The sequence below is a fragment of the Streptomyces sp. WZ-12 genome (assembly GCF_028898845.1).
Taxonomy (GTDB): domain Bacteria; phylum Actinomycetota; class Actinomycetes; order Streptomycetales; family Streptomycetaceae; genus Streptomyces.
Window position 1 is genome coordinate 2,589,859 of sequence record NZ_CP118574.1, and the last position, 15,777, is coordinate 2,605,635.

General features: G+C 69.7%; 10 protein-coding genes. 2 read left to right on the plus strand and 8 right to left on the minus strand.

The genetic code is table 11. The annotated features are described in order from the left end of the window. Positions 1 to 186: 186 nt before the first annotated feature. The 8 genes from dxs to ngcE all read right to left on the minus strand — a co-directional run bounded on the left by dxs (position 187) and on the right by ngcE (position 10,775). On the minus strand, positions 187 to 2,154 hold the full coding sequence (gene dxs, locus PV796_RS10835) for a 1-deoxy-D-xylulose-5-phosphate synthase (RefSeq protein WP_274912741.1): 1,968 nt from the start codon (positions 2,152 to 2,154) through the stop codon (positions 187 to 189). Between the two features lie 437 nt (positions 2,155 to 2,591). Continuing rightward, the gene (locus tag PV796_RS10840) at positions 2,592 to 3,866 is read right to left on the minus strand and encodes a sugar ABC transporter permease (protein ID WP_274912742.1); all 1,275 of its coding nucleotides are present in this window, start codon (positions 3,864 to 3,866) and stop codon (positions 2,592 to 2,594) included. After that, complete coding sequence (locus PV796_RS10845) at positions 3,863 to 4,678, minus strand: ATP-binding cassette domain-containing protein (protein ID WP_274912743.1); 816 nt, start codon at positions 4,676 to 4,678, stop codon at positions 3,863 to 3,865. The genes PV796_RS10840 and PV796_RS10845 overlap by 4 nt, the downstream gene beginning before the upstream one ends. 132 nt (positions 4,679 to 4,810) lie before the next feature. Beyond that, a complete protein-coding gene (locus PV796_RS10850) occupies positions 4,811 to 5,902 on the minus strand; it encodes a substrate-binding domain-containing protein (RefSeq protein ID WP_274912744.1) in 1,092 nt (363 codons plus the stop codon). A 128-nt stretch (positions 5,903 to 6,030) separates the two neighbouring features. Further along, positions 6,031 to 7,239, minus strand: coding sequence for an ROK family transcriptional regulator (locus PV796_RS10855; protein ID WP_274912745.1), 1,209 nt, complete (start codon positions 7,237 to 7,239; stop codon positions 6,031 to 6,033). Positions 7,240 to 7,465: 226 nt separating this feature from the next. Next, positions 7,466 to 8,341, minus strand: coding sequence for a carbohydrate ABC transporter permease (locus PV796_RS10860; RefSeq protein ID WP_274912746.1), 876 nt, complete (start codon positions 8,339 to 8,341; stop codon positions 7,466 to 7,468). An 11-nt stretch (positions 8,342 to 8,352) separates the two neighbouring features. Beyond that, on the minus strand, positions 8,353 to 9,276 hold the full coding sequence (locus tag PV796_RS10865) for a carbohydrate ABC transporter permease (RefSeq protein ID WP_274912747.1): 924 nt from the start codon (positions 9,274 to 9,276) through the stop codon (positions 8,353 to 8,355). 65 nt (positions 9,277 to 9,341) lie between these two features. Then, on the minus strand, positions 9,342 to 10,775 hold the full coding sequence (gene ngcE / locus PV796_RS10870) for an N-acetylglucosamine/diacetylchitobiose ABC transporter substrate-binding protein (RefSeq protein ID WP_274912748.1): 1,434 nt from the start codon (positions 10,773 to 10,775) through the stop codon (positions 9,342 to 9,344). A gap of 454 nt (positions 10,776 to 11,229) precedes the next feature. Between ngcE and PV796_RS10875 the strand changes: the two genes are divergently transcribed. Both PV796_RS10875 and PV796_RS10880 read left to right on the plus strand, forming a co-directional pair. Continuing rightward, entirely contained in the window at positions 11,230 to 14,658 is a 3,429-nt protein-coding gene (locus PV796_RS10875; protein WP_274912749.1) for a GH92 family glycosyl hydrolase, read from the plus strand. Positions 14,659 to 14,773: 115 nt separating this feature from the next. Continuing rightward, entirely contained in the window at positions 14,774 to 15,715 is a 942-nt protein-coding gene (locus PV796_RS10880; RefSeq protein ID WP_274912750.1) for a VCBS repeat-containing protein, read from the plus strand. Positions 15,716 to 15,777 lie beyond the last annotated feature (62 nt).

The following is a 15,777-nucleotide window of genomic DNA, read 5'->3' on the forward strand; positions in this document are numbered from 1 at the left end:
TCTGCTGAACTGCCCGAGTGTCTGCAATGTCCCGAATGGGGCTGCGGCGGCGGGCCCTCCGGGGCCGGGGATTCACCCGATGGGGTGGGAACCAGATGGGGTGGGAACCGCGAAGAGGCCGATGGGCCGGCCGGAACGTCCCTGGGGACGTCCGGCCGGCCCATCGGTCGGCGGTGCGGGGCGCGGTCAGTCGCGCGCCGCCTCGGCGGTCGCGGTCGCGGCCGCACCGCCGGTGACCGCACCGGCGCCGGCGGTGCGCCCGGCGTCCTCGTCGCGGTTGTCCATCTTGGCGACCAGGCCGGTCACTTGGCGGGCGATGTCCGGCGCGGTCAGCCCGATCTCCGCCATGACCTCCTTGCGGGAGGCGTGGTCCAGGAAGCGCTCGGGGATGCCGAAGTCGCGCAGCGGGACGTCCACGCCGGCGTCCCGCAGCGCCTGCGCGATCGCCGAACCGACGCCGCCGGTACGGATGTTGTCCTCGACGGTGACCACCAGCCGGTGCCCGGCGGCCAGGCCCGGCAGCGCCTCGTCGACCGGCTTGACCCAGCGGGGGTCGACGACGGTGGTGGAGATGCCCTGCTTGTCGAGCAGGTCGGCGACCTCCAGGCACATCGGGGCGAGCGCGCCGACCGACACCAGCAGGACGTCGGGGCGGCCCTCGGTGCCGGCCTCGCGCAGCACGTCCATGCCGCCGACCCGTCCGACCGCCTCGACGGCCGGGCCGACCGCGCCCTTGGAGTAGCGCACCACGGTCGGCGCGTCGTCGACCTCGACGGCCTCGCGCAGTTGGGCGCGCACCTGGTCGGCGTCGCGCGGGGCGGCGAGCCGCAGTCCGGGGACGACCTGGAGGAGCGACATGTCCCACATGCCGTTGTGCGAGGCGCCGTCGGTGCCGGTGACGCCGGCCCGGTCCAGGACGAAGGTGACGCCGCACTTGTGCAGCGCGACGTCCATCAGCACCTGGTCGAAGGCGCGGTTGAGGAAGGTGGCGTAGACCGCGAAGACCGGGTGCAGTCCGGCGGTGGCCATGCCGGCGGCGGAGACCGCGGCGTGCTGCTCGGCGATGCCGACGTCGTAGACCCGGTCCGGGAACTGCTTGGCGAACTTCTCCAGGCCGACCGGCTGGAGCATCGCCGCCGTGATGGCGACGATGTCCTCGCGCTCCTTGCCCAGCGCGACCATCTCGTCGCCGAAGACGCCGGTCCAGTCCTTGCCGCCGGAGGAGATCGGCAGGCCGGTGTCCGGGTGGATCGGGCCGATGCCGTGGAAGCGGTCGGCCTCGTCCTGCTCGGCGGGCTTGTAGCCGCGGCCCTTCTCGGTGAGGCAGTGCACGATCACCGGGCCGCCGAAGCGCTTGGCGCGGGCCAGCGCGGACTCCAGCGCCTCGATGTCGTGGCCGTCGATCGGGCCGACGTACTTCAGGCCCAGGTCCTCGAACATGCCCTGCGGCGCGATGAAGTCCTTCAGGCCCTTCTTGGCGCCGTGCAGGGTCTCGTAGAGCGGCTTGCCGACGACCGGGGTGCGCTCCAGGATGTCCTTCCCGCGGGCCAGGAAGCGCTCGTAGCCGTCGGTGGTGCGGAGGGTGGCGAGGTGGTTGGCCAGGCCGCCGATGGTCGGGGCGTAGGAGCGCTCGTTGTCGTTGACGACGATGACCAGCGGGCGGTCCTTGGCGGCGGCGATGTTGTTGAGCGCCTCCCAGGCCATGCCGCCGGTGAGCGCGCCGTCGCCGATGACGGCCACCACGCGGTCGTCCGTGCCGCGGACCTCATGGGCCTTGGCGATGCCCTCGGCCCAGCCGAGGACGGTGGAGGCGTGGCTGTTCTCGATGACGTCGTGGTCGGATTCGGCGCGCGAGGGGTAGCCGGAGAGGCCGCCCTTGGCCTTGAGCTTGGAGAAGTCCTGGCGGCCGGTCAGCAGCTTGTGGACGTAGGACTGGTGTCCGGTGTCCCACAGGACCTTGTCCTTGGGGGAATGGAAGACGCGGTGCAGGGCGATGGTCAGTTCGACCACGCCGAGGTTCGGGCCGAGGTGTCCGCCGGTCTTGGAGACCGCGTCGACGAGGAAGCTGCGGATCTCCCCGGCCAACTGCGCGAGCTGCTCGGGCGAGAGCCGGTCCAGGTCGCGCGGCCCCTTGATACGGGTCAGCAATGCCACCCCATGCCTCCTTGCTGCCGTAGGTCGAGCTTGCCGATCAGATGAGTCTAATGTTGCGTCCGCCGCCGGCGCGGCCGGGCCTCGCGATGCATGCCACTCGGGTGACTACCGTGTCGGACGGCGATTTCCGGCCGGGGTCTCGGGCGTGACGTGGCGCTGTGCAGGGGGCGGGACATGGCGCGGCCCCCATCGGGCGCCCCTGGCGAGCGCCCGATGGGGGCCGGTTCCTACCGTTTTGCACTGCGACGTTGCGCACTTGTGTGCGCCGGGGGCGCTGCCGCGGATGCACCACCGCCCGTGCCTACGCGCGCCAGGGGCGCTCCCGCAGGCGCACAACCACCCGCAGCCACGTGCGCCAGGGGGCGCCGCCGCGGATGCACCACCATCCGCGCTTACGTGCGCCGGAGGCGCCGCCGCGGGTGCGCAACAACCCGTGGCTATGTGCGCCCGGCGGTCTTCTGGGTGCGGCGGGAGACCGAGTCGATGACCACGGCGGCCAGCAGGACCGCGCCGGTGATCATGTACTGGATCTCGCTGGCCATGCCGAGCAGGTTCAGGCCCTGCTGGATCGACTGGATGACCAGCATGCCCAGCAGCGCGGACCAGATCTTGCCGCGGCCGCCGAAGAGGCTGGTGCCACCGATGACCGCCGCCGCGATCACGTTCATCAGGGTGTTGCCGGCGCCGAGGTTCTTGGTGGCGCCGCCGGAGAGGCTGGCGATGAACAGGCCGCCGAAGGCGGCGAGCATCCCGGAGATCGCGAAGACGGTGATCCGGACCCGGGCCACGTTGATGCCGGCCCGGCGGGCCGCCTCGGCGTTGCCGCCGACCGCGAAGATCTGCCGGCCGTAGGCGGTGCGGCGCACCACGAAGTCGGCGAGGACCAGGACGGCGAGGAAGAGCACCAGGGCCAGCGGCAGGCCGCGGGCGCCGGCCGGCTCGTTGAGGACGTAGGCGACGGCGAAGGCGATCACCGCGACCACGCCGGTGCGCAGCAGGACCTCGCTGAGCGGCCGCGCCGGCAGGGCGGCGGCCTTGCGGCGCCGGGTGTCCAACAGCAGCGAGCCCGCGTAGGCGAGGACCGCGACCAGCGCCAGGCCGTAGGCGGCGGCCTTGTCGTCGAAGTAGTAGCCGGTGAGGCTCTCGACCACGCTGCCGCTGGGCGTGTTGATGGAGCCTTCCTTGCCCATCAACCAGATCTGGAGGCCGCTCCAACCGAGGAATCCGGCCAGGGTGACGACGAAGGCGGGCACCCCGATCTTGGCGAAAAAGAACCCGTGGAGGGCGCCGATGGCGGCGCCGGCGACCACCGCGAGCACGACCGCCAGCCAGTCGTTGACGCCGTGGCTGACGCTCAGCACCGCCCAGACGGCCGCGCCCACGCCGGCGACCGAGCCGACCGAGAGGTCGATCTCACCGAGCAGCAGGACGAAGACGATGCCGACCGCCATGATGCCCAGGCCGGACGTGTAGACGCCGATGTTGGCGAGGCTGTCCGCTGACAGGAAGCTGCTGTTCTTGAACTGGAAGACGACCGCGATGACGACCAGGCCGACGATGACCGGCAGGGAGCCCAGTTCGCCGCCGCGGATCCGGCGGGCGAACTCGTCGAGATAGCCGGCGAATCCGTTCTCCCTGACCAATAGGCGGGGATCGACGGCGGCCGGTTGCTGCGGCTGCGGCGCGGCCTCGGTGGTCTGCTGCTCACTCACGCCCCGGCCTCCTTCTTCGTCAGGTCGGTGCGCACCTGGTCGGTGCGCGCCCTGCGGCGGGTGACGGCGTTGTCCGAGGCGCCGGTGATGGCGGCGATGATCTCTTCGTGGCTGGTGTCCGCGACGTCGAAGACGCCGTTGTTGCGGCCCAGTCGGAGCACCGCGACCCGGTCCGCGACGGCCAGCACGTCGGCCATGTTGTGGCTGATGAGGATGACGCCGAGGTCCCGCTCGCGGAGCCGCTCGACGAGGTCGAGGACCTGGGCGGTCTGCTCGACGCCGAGGGCGGCGGTCGGCTCGTCGAGGATGACCACCTTCGGCTCGCCGATCAGGGCGCGGGCGATGGCGACGACCTGCCGCTGGCCGCCGGAGAGCGAGGCGACCGGGATCCGGACGCTGGGTATCCGGATGGACAGGGTGTCGAGCAGTTCCTTGGCCCGCTTCTCCATGGCGATCTCGTCGAGGACGCCGGCGGTGCGGAGTTCGTTGCCGAGGTAGAGGTTGGCGACCACGTCGAGGTTGTCGCAGAGCGCGAGGTCCTGGTAAACGGTGGCGACGCCGAGTTGTTGGGCGTCGTGCGGCTTGCCGATGCGGACCGGGGCGCCCTGCCATTCGATGCCGCCGTCGTCGACGGGGTGGACGCCCGAAATGGTCTTGACCAGGGTGGACTTGCCGGCGCCGTTGTCGCCGACGAGGGCGACCACCTCACCGGCGTGGATCTCCAACGTGACGTCGGTGAGCGCCTGGACGGCGCCGAACCGCTTGGAGACCCCGCGCAACGCCAGCACGGGCGGAGCGGACACGTGAATCATCTCCTTCACCGCCGTCGCTGCGGCGGGGAAAACGGTGGGGCGGGTGCGGGGGTGCGGGCCCCGGCGCGGCAAGGTGTCGTCGGCCGGGCCGGGGGCGGGGCGGCGCGGGCCGCAACGGGCCCGCGGCGCGCGCTACTTGATGCCCGCCGCCGCACAGGCCGCCTTGACGTCGGCGGTGCAGATCTGGCTGGCCTTGTAGACCTTGTCCTTGATGATCGTGCCCTCGATGTTGTCCTTGGTCACGATCTGGGCGTCGTAGAGCTTGGCGGGGATGCCCTTGACCTCGCCGCTGATGCTGTCGACCTTGGTGGGGGCCAGGGAGTCGATGCTCTCGCCCTTGAGCAGCCGGACGGCGATCTCGGCACTGGTGTCGGCCTGCGGCTGGATCTGCTTGTAGATGGTGAACGCCTGATCCCCCTTCAGAACCCGCTGGAGGCCGGCGAGTTCGGAGTCCTGGCCGCCGACCGGAACGGAGACGCCCTGCTGCTTGAGGGCGGTGATGATGCCGCCGGCCATGCCGTCGTTGGCCGAGTAGACGCCCTGGAAGCCGTCCTTGCCCAGGGAGTTGATGGCGGCGCCCATCTTCTTGTTGGCCTCGTCCGGCGACCAGTCCGGGATGTCCTGCTCGTAGACGACCTTCTTGACCTGCTTGTCGAGGACGCTGTGCGCGCCGCGCTTGTAGAGCGGGGCGTTGGGGTCGGTCGGCGAGCCGTTGATCATGACGACATTGCTGTCCTTGGCCTTGTCGCCGAGCGCCTTGACCAGCGCCTGGCCCTGGAGGCGGCCGATCTTCTCGTTGTCGTAGGAGACGTAGGCGGAGATCTTCCCCTCGGCCAGCCGGTCGTAGGCGACGACCTTGACGCCCTTCTCGGCGGCCTGGTCGATCCAGGACTTGGTGGCCTTGTAGTCGACCGGGTCCAGGATGATCACCTTGATGCCCTGTGTGATCAGGGCGTCGAACTGCTTCTTCTGCTCCTGGGTGTCCTGGTCGGCGTTGTTGTACTTGACCTTGCAGTCGGGACAGAGCGCCTCGATCTTCTTGGTGATCAACGGGCGGTCGAAGGTCTCGTATCTGGTGGTCTTGTTCTCCGGCAACAGCAGACCGATGGTCTTGCCGTCACCGCCGCTCTTGCCACCGTCGCCGGCCTTGCCGCAGGCGGCCACGGAGAGTGCCATCGAGACGGCTGCGGTGCCTATGACGACGCGACGCGTCCACACGTTCATGGGGAGCCTCCCTACATGGCCGCGTCGTTGCGGCCGAGGTGGCTGGAAGTCAACTCGGCCGCCAGCCAACCGTCAAGGAGTAAATCCTTAACGAGATGACAACGGTGCCATGCGTTTTGGAGGTGAACCTATGCCGGTCGCGCTATGGCGGCCGCGTCCGCGTCCCGCACCCCGTCGAGCAGGCTCGAATCGCCCATCTCGCTCAGCACCAGGGCCAGCGCGCCCAACACCTCGGCGCGGCCCCCGAGGGTGCCCGGCACGATGCTCAACTGCCGTGCGGCGCTGGGGATCGCGTACCGCGACACCGACTCCCGGATCGGGCCGAGCACCAGCTCGCCGGCCTCGGCGAGGTCGCCGCCCAGCACCACCCGGCTGGGGTTGAGCAGGTTGCAGAGGTTCGCCACACCGCTGCCGATGTGCCGGCCGACGTCCGCGATCACCCGCCGGCAGCCCGGGTCGCCCTCGCGAGCCAGTTGGACCACCCCCGCCATGGTCAAGTCCGGGCCGTGGCCGGGCTGGAGCAGCGGCAGGACGTAGCGGGCGGCGGTGAAGGTCTCCAGGCAGCCGCGGTTGCCGCAGCGGCAGACCGGGCCGGTCTCGTCCAGGGTGATGTGGCCGATCTCGCCGGCCGTGCCGCCCGGGCCGCGGTAGATCTGGCCGCTGATCACCAGCCCGGCGCCGACGCCGCTGGCGACCTTGATGTACGCCAGGTCCGCCGCGCCGCGGCCGCCGCCCCACACCAGCTCGCCGAGCGCGCCGAGGTTGGCGTCGTTGTCGACGTAGACGGGCACGCCGAGCCGCTCGGAGAGCTCCTCGCCGGGCTTGGTGCCGGCCCAGCCCGGCAGGATCGCGGTCGAACCGAGGGTGCCGGACTCCACGTCGATCGGGCCGGGGACGCCCAGGCCCACGCCGATGACCTTGCCCGGGGTGACAGCGGTCCGCTCGATCAGCCGGCTGACCAGCCGTTCCGCCCGGTCGAAGCCCTCGGCCGCGGAGGCGTCCACGTCGAACGGCTCGGCCTCCTCGGCGAGCACCTCGTGGGCGAGGTTGCCGACCGCCACTCTCAGGTGGGAGTGGCCGAAGTCGACGCCGACGACGATGCCGGCGTCGCCGGAGAGCGAGACGCTGCGCGCCCGGCGACCGCCCGCGGAGGTGGGCGTCACCTCGACCGTCCCGCCGTCCTTCAACTCGCGAACGATGTTCGAGACGGTGGCCGCGGACAGCCCCGTGCTCCGGGCGATCTCCGCCTGGGTGAGCGAGCCCGCCATGCGCACCGCCCGGACGACCCGCTCCAGATTGGCCCGGTGCAGCGAGGACTGCGACCCCGGAGTCTCCATCGACTCATCCACTCCCGCCTGGGGCGGGCAGTGCGACGACTGCCCGCCGGCCGCACCCACACCGTCGGAGGGGCGGCAACCGATTTCAACATGTGAACTCTAAGCAGAACTCCAGTGAGGAAGTTACGTCAAGGCGTTGAGTCCGGGGGCGACCGGGAGGCGGTGGGGCAGGCGAACAGGGCGGTTCCGCCGGGTGCGGAACCGCCCTCCGACGCGGCGGCCGGCGCTACTTCAGCGCGCCGGCCGTCAGCCCGGCCTGCACCTGCCGCTGGAAGATGACGTAGACGAGCAGCACCGGCAGCATCGCGATCATCATGCCGGCCATCAGCCCGCCCCAGTCGCCCTGGTAGCCCTGCTGGAGCGCGAGGTTGGCCAGGCCCTGGGTGAGCACGTACTTGCTCTCGTCCTGGTTGAGGACCATCGGCAGCAGGTACTGGTTCCACTGCCCCAGGAAGTTGAAGATCCCCACGCTGATCAGGCCCGGCTTGGCCATCGGCAGCATGACCTGGAAGAACGTCCGCACGTGCGAGGCGCCGTCGATCATCGCCGCCTCCGCGATGGACGTCGGCAGGGTGCGGAAGAAGGCCGTCATGAAGAAGACCGTGAACGGCAGCGAGTAGGCGATGTAGACGGCGATCAGGCCCTGGTACGTCGCCAGCAGCGGGACGCCGGGGAAGTCCCGCAGCACGAAGAAGAGCGGGATCACCAGCATGAAGACCGGGAAGGACATGCCGGCGACGAAGAGGTAGTAGATGAGGCGGTTGCCGGGGAAGTCGAAGCGGGCCAGGACGTAGCCGGCCATGGACCCCAGCACCATCGTGCCGATGAGCGAACCGCCCACCACGATCAGGGTGTTGAGGAACATCCGGCCGATGTTCGCCTTCTGCCAGGCGTTGACCCAGTTCTCGAAGTGCAGCTTGCCCGGCAGCGACCAGGGGGTGGTGAGGATGTCACCGCTGCTCTTGAAGGAGCTCCACAGCACCCACAGCAGTGGCAGGCCCACCATCAGCGCCCACACCACGAGGATGCCGTGCGAGAAGACGTTGAGCGTGCCGCCCTCGGCGGTCCGGCGCGCCCGCGCCGGCGTGGTTGAAGTCGTCATGCGCCCTGTCCCTAGAACTCGATCCGCTCACGGCGCGCGAAGCGCATCGTGAGGGCGGCGAACAGCAGCGTGACGACGAGCATGGCGACGCCCATCGCCGCCGCGTAGCCGAACTGACTGTCGCGGAAGGCGGTCAGGTAGAGGCGGAGCGGAACGACGTCGGTCGCGCCGTCCGGGCCGCCCATGTTGACGGACATGATCTGCACCAGCGCGAACGCGTCCATCGCGATGATGCCCATGTAGACCCAGCCGGTCTGCACGGTGTCCCACAGCAGCGGGAGGGTGATCCGGAAGAAGGTGTGGAAGCGGCTGGCGCCGTCCAACAGCGCGGCCTCGTAGATCTCCCGGGGAATGGACGCCATGGCCGCGGAGAACAGCACGACGTAGAAGCCGACGTTCGCCCAGACCATCACGACCATGATGCAGGCCAGGGCCAGGCTCCCCTCCCCCAGCCAGGCACTCTGGAAAGAGCCCAAACCCACCGTTCCCAGCAGTGAGTTGAGCATGCCGTCGTGCGGATCGGGATTGTAGATGTTGAACCAGATCACCGAGATGATGGTGATCGAGATGACCTGCGGGAAGAAGTAGACGAATTTGTAGAACCGCGCGCCGCGGACGCCGGTGATGACCGCGCCGCGCCGGGACCGGCCGCCGACGTTCAGCATGAACGCGAAGAACAGCCCCAGTGCCAGCGTCACGATGGGCACCAGCACCAACATGACGACGTTGTGTTTGAGCGCGTTCCAGAATTCGTCGCTGTGCAGCAGTTTGGTGTAGTTGGTCAGCCCGACACTCTTGGCGGTGCCGCGCAGTCCGCTCCATTCCGTGGTGGAAATCTGGAATGCCTGGACGAACGGCGAGATCACGAAGATGCCGTAGAGCAGTAGGGGCAGGGCCAGGAACCCCACGATGAATCGGTACTTGCCGTGTCGCATGCGCTCCCCGGCCCTCCCTCGTCAGCGGTGGTGCTTCGGACTTGCGTCCCGGTCGGGAAGCCCGGTCAGGCGGAGCGGTGGAACTTGGTGACGGAATCGTCCTTGGCGATGGCGTCCGCGTACGACTGCGCCTTCTTGATCCAGTCCGCGGCCTTGAGGTCGCCGGTGAGCAACTGGCTGGTGATACCGCCGAGCTTTTCGTCGGTGAGCTGCGGGTACCACTCCTGGAGCTGGATCATCAGCAGGTTCTGCCCACCCGCCTTGACCGCCCTGGCGGCGGAGGCGAGGCCCGGCGAGAGCCGCATTCCGTCGGTCGCGTCGCGGACGGAGGTGAGCGACTTGACCTTGGTGGCGAAATTCTGTGCGTGCTTCTTGGACAGCATGATGCGCAGCAGTTCCATGCCGCCGACGGGATTCTTGCCGCCCTTGGCGACGATGAACGGCTCGCTGGGCTCGGCGCGCAGCGTGCCGTGCGGCATCTTGTCGCCGCTGCCGCCGTTGAAGAGCGGGCCGACGGCCATGTCGAAGTCGGCCGGGGTGGTGGGCGCGGCCTCGTTCTCCACCCAGGAGCCGTTGGGGATGAAGGCGGCCTTGCCGCGGGTCCAGGCGGTCTGCGACTGGATGTGCGTCATGCCCTGACTACCGGCCAGGAAGTAGCCCTTGGCGGCCAGTTCCTCGTAGTGCCCGATGACCTGCTTGACCGCGTCGTTGGAGGTCCAGGCGCGGGGTTCGAGGTTGTCGATGGCGATCCACTTGTCCAGTCCGCCGATCTTGGCGATCTGGGCGAACATGTTGAAGTGGACGTAGTAGGGGTAGTGCCCCGGATACGTCCAGGGCGCGATCCCGGCCTTCTTGATCTCGGCGCAGAGGCTGATCATCTCGTCGAAGGAGGTGGGGTACTGCCAACCCCGGTCCTTCAGCAGCTTGTTGGAATACCAGGTGCCGTACACCGTGAAGGCGTAGTAGAAGACGTCGAAGGTGTCCTTGTGCTTGCCCTTTTCGATGGTGCTGGGGTAAAGCGTGTCCCGGACCTTCTTCTTCGGGTCGTCCACTGACGGGGCGTCGAGCAGCGCCGTGAGGTCCTGCAACTGCCCTTGTGCGGACAGCTTGTTCATGTCGAGGTGGTCGGCGCCGGAGTTGTCGATCACGTCGGGCGGATTGCCGCCGGCGAAGCGCGGCTGGAGTTTGGGGCCGATCTGTTGGGTGCCGGTGTGCTTGACCGTGGTGCCATAGGTCTTGTGGTAGTCCGCCTCGGCGTCCTTGGCGTACTGATCGCCCAGCCCGCCCTTGAAGATGAACGCCTCCAGCGGTACGCCGTTCTTCACGCCGAGCGGATTGCTGGCGGAGGTGGCGCCCTTGTTCTTGGTGCCCTCGTCGGAACCGCCGCCGCCTCCGGTGGCGCAGGACGAGAGGGCGCCCATGGCCGGTACCGCGAGAATTCCCAGGGCGGCGGCTCTCTTGACCAGATCGCGACGGTTGACTTCAAAGGTGGAGCCCATGCTCAAGTCCTCGCCTTCTCCGGGACTGAACGCGGTGTACCGGAGCCACCCCGGCACCGCGGGTCAGTTGAAGCTGAGTCGTGCGGGATGTGCAACCGGGCGAGCTAGGGACAGGCAGGGGAATTCTCCGTTCCCCCGCATTCCCCCCGGATTCCGTGCCGACAGTCGTACGGCCGGGTTCGGACGCCGATAGGTATAGTCCACTTCCGGCCGAACAGGCAAGATCGGGCACCGAGTTGGCCGGCAGTCTTTCTCTAGTTGAGACCTCATCGGTATGCGCCTTCGACGCCCCGTCCGGGGGCACCGGCGGGGAAGAGGCGCCGGTGGCGGGAGCCGGGCGCGACACGGTCGCCCCGGCTCCCGCCGCACCCTTGACACCCACCCCCGCGCGCACCTTACTTATCTCTGCACTACGCAACTGACAACGATGTCAATCCCGTTGAGAGGGGCTCGCGTGCGGCACCGGCACAGACACCGGCACAGTCCACCGCGGGGGATCACCCGCACCGCCGCCCTCGTGGCGGCCGCCCTGCTCGCCCTGACCGCGCCGGGCGCGACCGGCCCGGCGCGGGCCGTGACGCCCCAACCACCGCCGGGCGCGGCGGAGTTCCGCTCCTCCTTCGAGCCCGGCCAGCCGGCACCGGACTGGACCGACACCGTCGAGACCGGCCCGGACGGCCGCCCGAAGACCTCCGGCGTCACCCCGGAACAGACGCCCGGCGCGCCCGGGATGAACACCGCCACCGGCGCCGGCCCCGCCGACTCCCCCACCGCGAAAGCGCACGCCGGCTTCACCGGCGGCCACGCCCTGCGCTACGCCGGCACCCACACCGCCGCCGGCCGGGCCTACGCGTACAACAAGCTGTTCGCGGTCCACCTGCCGGTCACCGCCGCCACCACGCTGTCGTACAAGCTCTTCCCGGAGTTGGCGGAGACCGACCTGGACTACCCCGCCACCCATGTCGCGGTCGATCTGGCCTTCACCGACGGGACGTACCTGAGCGAGCTGGCCGCGACCGACCAGTACGGGGCGCCGCTGACCCCGCAGGGCCAGGCGGCCGCCAAGACGCTCTACGTCAACCAGTGGAACAACCGCGAGTCCCGGATCGGCGCGGTCGCCGCCGGCAAGACCATCGCCCGGATCCTGCTCGGCTACGACGCGCCCCGGGCGCCGCGCACCGCGCCCGCCTTCCGCGGCTGGCTCGACGACCTCGTGATCGCGCCCAAGGCGCCCGAGAAGCCGCTCGCGCACCTCTCCGACTACGCCGTCACCACCCGCGGCACCCTCTCCAGCGGCAGCTTCTCGCGCGGCAACACCTTCCCGGCGACCGCGGTCCCCAACGGCTTCACGTTCTGGACGCCGGTGACCAACGCCGGCTCCACGGACTGGCTCTACGAGTACGCGCGGAGGAACAACGCCGACAACCTGCCCACCCTCCAGGCGTTCGGCGCCAGTCACGAGCCGAGCCCCTGGATGGGCGACCGGCAGACCTTCCAGGTGATGCCGTCCACCGCGGCCGGCACCCCGGACGCCTCGCGCACCGGGCGCGCGCTCCCCTTCCACCACGAGCGCGAGTCCGCGCGCCCGTACCGGTACGCGGTGACCTTCGACAACGGCCTGCGGGCCGAGATCGCGCCGAGCGACCACGCCGCGATGATGCGGTTCACCTTCCCCCGCTCGGACGCCAACCTGCTCTTCGACAACGTCAACGACAAGGGCGGGCTCACCCTGGACGCCCAACACGGCGTCGTCAGCGGCTACTCCGACGTCCGCAGCGGGCTGTCGGTCGGCGCCACCCGGCTCTTCGTCTACGGCGTGGTGGACGCGCCGGTCACCGCGAGCGGGCGGCTCACGGGGGGAGGCGGCAAGGACGTCACCGGCTATCTGAAGCTGCGGCCGGGCGCCGACCGGACCGTGACGCTGCGCCTGGCCACCTCGCTGATCGGCGTCGACCAGGCGAAGGCCAACCTCGCCCGGGAGATCCCCGGCGGCACCTCCTTCGCCACCGTCCGGGACCGCGCCCGCGCCCAATGGGACGCCCTCCTGGGCCGCGTCGAGGTGCAGGGCGCCACCCGGGACCAGTTGACCACCCTCTACTCCAACCTCTACCGGCTCTACCTCTACCCCAACTCCGGCTCCGAGCAGGTCGGTTCGCGGGTCCGCTACGCCAGCCCGTTCTCCCCGCCGGCCGGCCCGGACTCCCCCACGCACACCGGCGCGAAGATCGTCGACGGCACGGTGTACGTCAACAACGGCTTCTGGGACACCTATCGCACCACCTGGCCCGCCTACTGCCTGCTCACCCCCGGGCGGGCCGGGAAGATGGTCGACGGCTTCGTCCAGCAGTACAAGGACGGCGGCTGGATCTCCCGTTGGTCCTCGCCCGGTTACGCGGACCTGATGACCGGCACCAGTTCGGACGTCGCGTTCGCCGACGCCTACGTCAAGGGCGTGGAGTTCGACGCCGCGGCGGCCTACGACGCGGCCGTGAAGAACGCCACCGTCGCCCCGCCCTCCGCCGGCGTCGGCCGCAAGGGCATGACCACCGCGCCGTTCCTCGGCTACACCAGCACCGACACCCGCGAGGGCGCGTCCTGGGCGCTGGAGGGCTACCTCAACGACTTCGGCATCTCCCGGATGGGGCAGGCCCTCTACGCCAAGACCCACAACCCCCGCTACAAGGAGGAGTCGGCGTACTTCCTGGGCCGGGCCCAGAACTACGTCCGGCTCTTCGACGACCGCATCGGCTTCTTCCAGGGCCGGGACGCCAAGGGTGCCTGGCGGCTGCCCCCGGACCGCTTCGATCCCCGCATCTGGGGCTACGACTACACCGAGACCAACGCCTGGACGTACGCCTTCGCCGCCCCGCAGGACACCCGTGGGCTGGCCGACCTCTACGGCGGACGGGCCGGCCTGGCCAAGAAGTTGGACGCCTACTTCGGTACCCCGGAGACCGCCGCCAAGCGGTTCGCCGGCTCCTACGGCGACGTCATCCACGAGATGACCGAGGCCCGCGACGTCCGGATGGGGATGTACGGGCACAGCAACCAGCCCGCGCACCACATCGCGTACCTCTACGACGCGGCCGGCCAGCCGTACAAGACCCAGGCGAAGGTCCGCGAGGCGCTGTCCCGGCTCTACCTCGGCAGCGAGATCGGCCAGGGGTACCCGGGCGACGAGGACAACGGCGAGATGTCCGCGTGGTACGTCTTCAGCACCCTGGGCTTCTACCCGTTGGTGATGGGCCAGGGCGAATACGCGGTGGGCTCACCGCTGTTCACCAAGGCCGTCGTCCACCTGGAGAACGGCCGCGACCTGGTGATCAACGCGCCCCACAACAGCCCCCGGAACGTCTACGTCCAAGACCTCCGAGTGAACGGCAAACCCTGGAACTCCACCGCCCTCCCCCACGCCCTCCTCGCCCACGGCGCCACCCTCGACTTCACGATGGGCCCCCGCCCGTCCCCCTGGGCCAACGGCCCGGCGGCGGGGCCCACTTCAATCACGCGGGGCGACCGGGCGCCGTCCCCGCCCCGCGACGTGACGACGCCCTCGGGCCCGCTGTTCGACGACTCCTCCGCCACCTCCGCGGAGTTCAGCTCCGTGGAACTGCCGGTGGCGGGACCGGTGCGGGCGGTGCAGTACACGCTCACCTCGGCGGACCGGGCGCGCGCACCGCACGACTGGGTGCTGGAGGGCTCCCAGGACGGCAGGTCCTGGACGGCATTGGACCGCAGGGCCGGCCAGTCCTTCGCCTGGGACCGCCAGACCCGCCCCTTCACCCTCCGAACCCCGTCCACATACCGCCACTACCGCCTCCGCACCCCCACCCCCGCCACCCTGTCCGAAATCGAACTACTAGCCAAAGCGCCCCAGTCTTAGTCGCCCCCCCGTAAAGGGAAGGTAAAGCACCTATGGGAGAATCCTGGAATGTTCACTTGATGTGCTCCCAAAAGGAACATCAAGCGTTTTCAGGAACTTTGGAGAACAACACCACATGGCACTCAGCTCCTGCCGGAAGGCCGGCCGCACGCTGGCCCGGTTCGCCACCGCGGCCCTGGCCGTGGCCCTGGTCGGTACCACCGCCGGTACCGCCACCGCCGACGACTTCGGCGCCGCCCGCGCGGCCGCGAAGGGCACCAAGCCGGCCACCTCGCAGCAGGCGCCCGGCGCCGCGCCGTACCGCTCGACGGCTGTCGGGCAGGCCCCCATATTCCCGCTGTTCACGGTCAACCGCTCCGGTGACCTGTTCGTCTACCAGCCCGACTTCCGGGGCGGGTTGGAGGACCGGGAGGTGCTGAGCCGCGGTGAGTGGAAGGACTTCACCGCGGCCACGCAGGTCGACCACGACCAGGACGGCGACAAGGACGGCGTCTACACCCGGGTCAAGGACGGCAGCCTGCTCTTCGTCAACCAGTACGGCGGGGTCAAGCGGATCGGCGGCGGCTGGAACATCTACGACCGCATCATGTCGCCGGGCAACCTCGCCGGCCAGAAGCAGTCCGACATCCTGGCCCGCGACAAGTCGGGCGTCCTGTGGATGTACATGGCGTACGAGGACGGCACGCTGACGGGCCGTTACAAGGTCGGCGGCGGCTGGGGCCAGTACACCGACATCGCCGGGGTGGGCGACCTCGACGGCGACGGCTACACGGACATCGTCGCCAAGGACCGCGCCGGCGTGCTGTGGCTCTACAAGGGCAACGGCCGGGTCGGGGACGGCTTTCAGGACCGCACCCGGATCGGCGGCGGCTGGAACGCCTACGACCACCTGGTCTCCGTCGGCGACCTCGACCGCGACGGCCGCAGCGACCTGCTGGCCCGCGACAAGACCGGCGCCCTGTGGCTCTACAAGGGCAACGGCAACGGCAAGGACCCGTTCGACCGCCGTGTGAAGATCGGCAACCGGGGCTGGGACCAGTACCGCCTGATGTTCTGAGCCGCACCGCTCAGAACGGAGAGCACGAGGGCCGCACCCCCCTTCCGGGGAGTGCGGCCCTC

Bases quoted from the DNA above. Each gene is read 5' to 3' on its own strand.
- PV796_RS10845 (WP_274912743.1), bottom strand. From the start codon at position 4,678: ATGATTCACGTGTCCGCTCCGCCCGTGCTGGCGTTGCGCGGGGTCTCC.
- PV796_RS10850 (WP_274912744.1), bottom strand. From the start codon at position 5,902: ATGAACGTGTGGACGCGTCGCGTCGTCATAGGCACCGCAGCCGTCTCG.
- PV796_RS10855 (WP_274912745.1), bottom strand. From the start codon at position 7,239: ATGGAGACTCCGGGGTCGCAGTCCTCGCTGCACCGGGCCAATCTGGAG.
- PV796_RS10860 (WP_274912746.1), bottom strand. From the start codon at position 8,341: ATGACGACTTCAACCACGCCGGCGCGGGCGCGCCGGACCGCCGAGGGC.
- PV796_RS10865 (WP_274912747.1), bottom strand. From the start codon at position 9,276: ATGCGACACGGCAAGTACCGATTCATCGTGGGGTTCCTGGCCCTGCCC.
- ngcE (WP_274912748.1), bottom strand. From the start codon at position 10,775: ATGGGCTCCACCTTTGAAGTCAACCGTCGCGATCTGGTCAAGAGAGCC.
- PV796_RS10880 (WP_274912750.1), top strand. From the start codon at position 14,774: ATGGCACTCAGCTCCTGCCGGAAGGCCGGCCGCACGCTGGCCCGGTTC.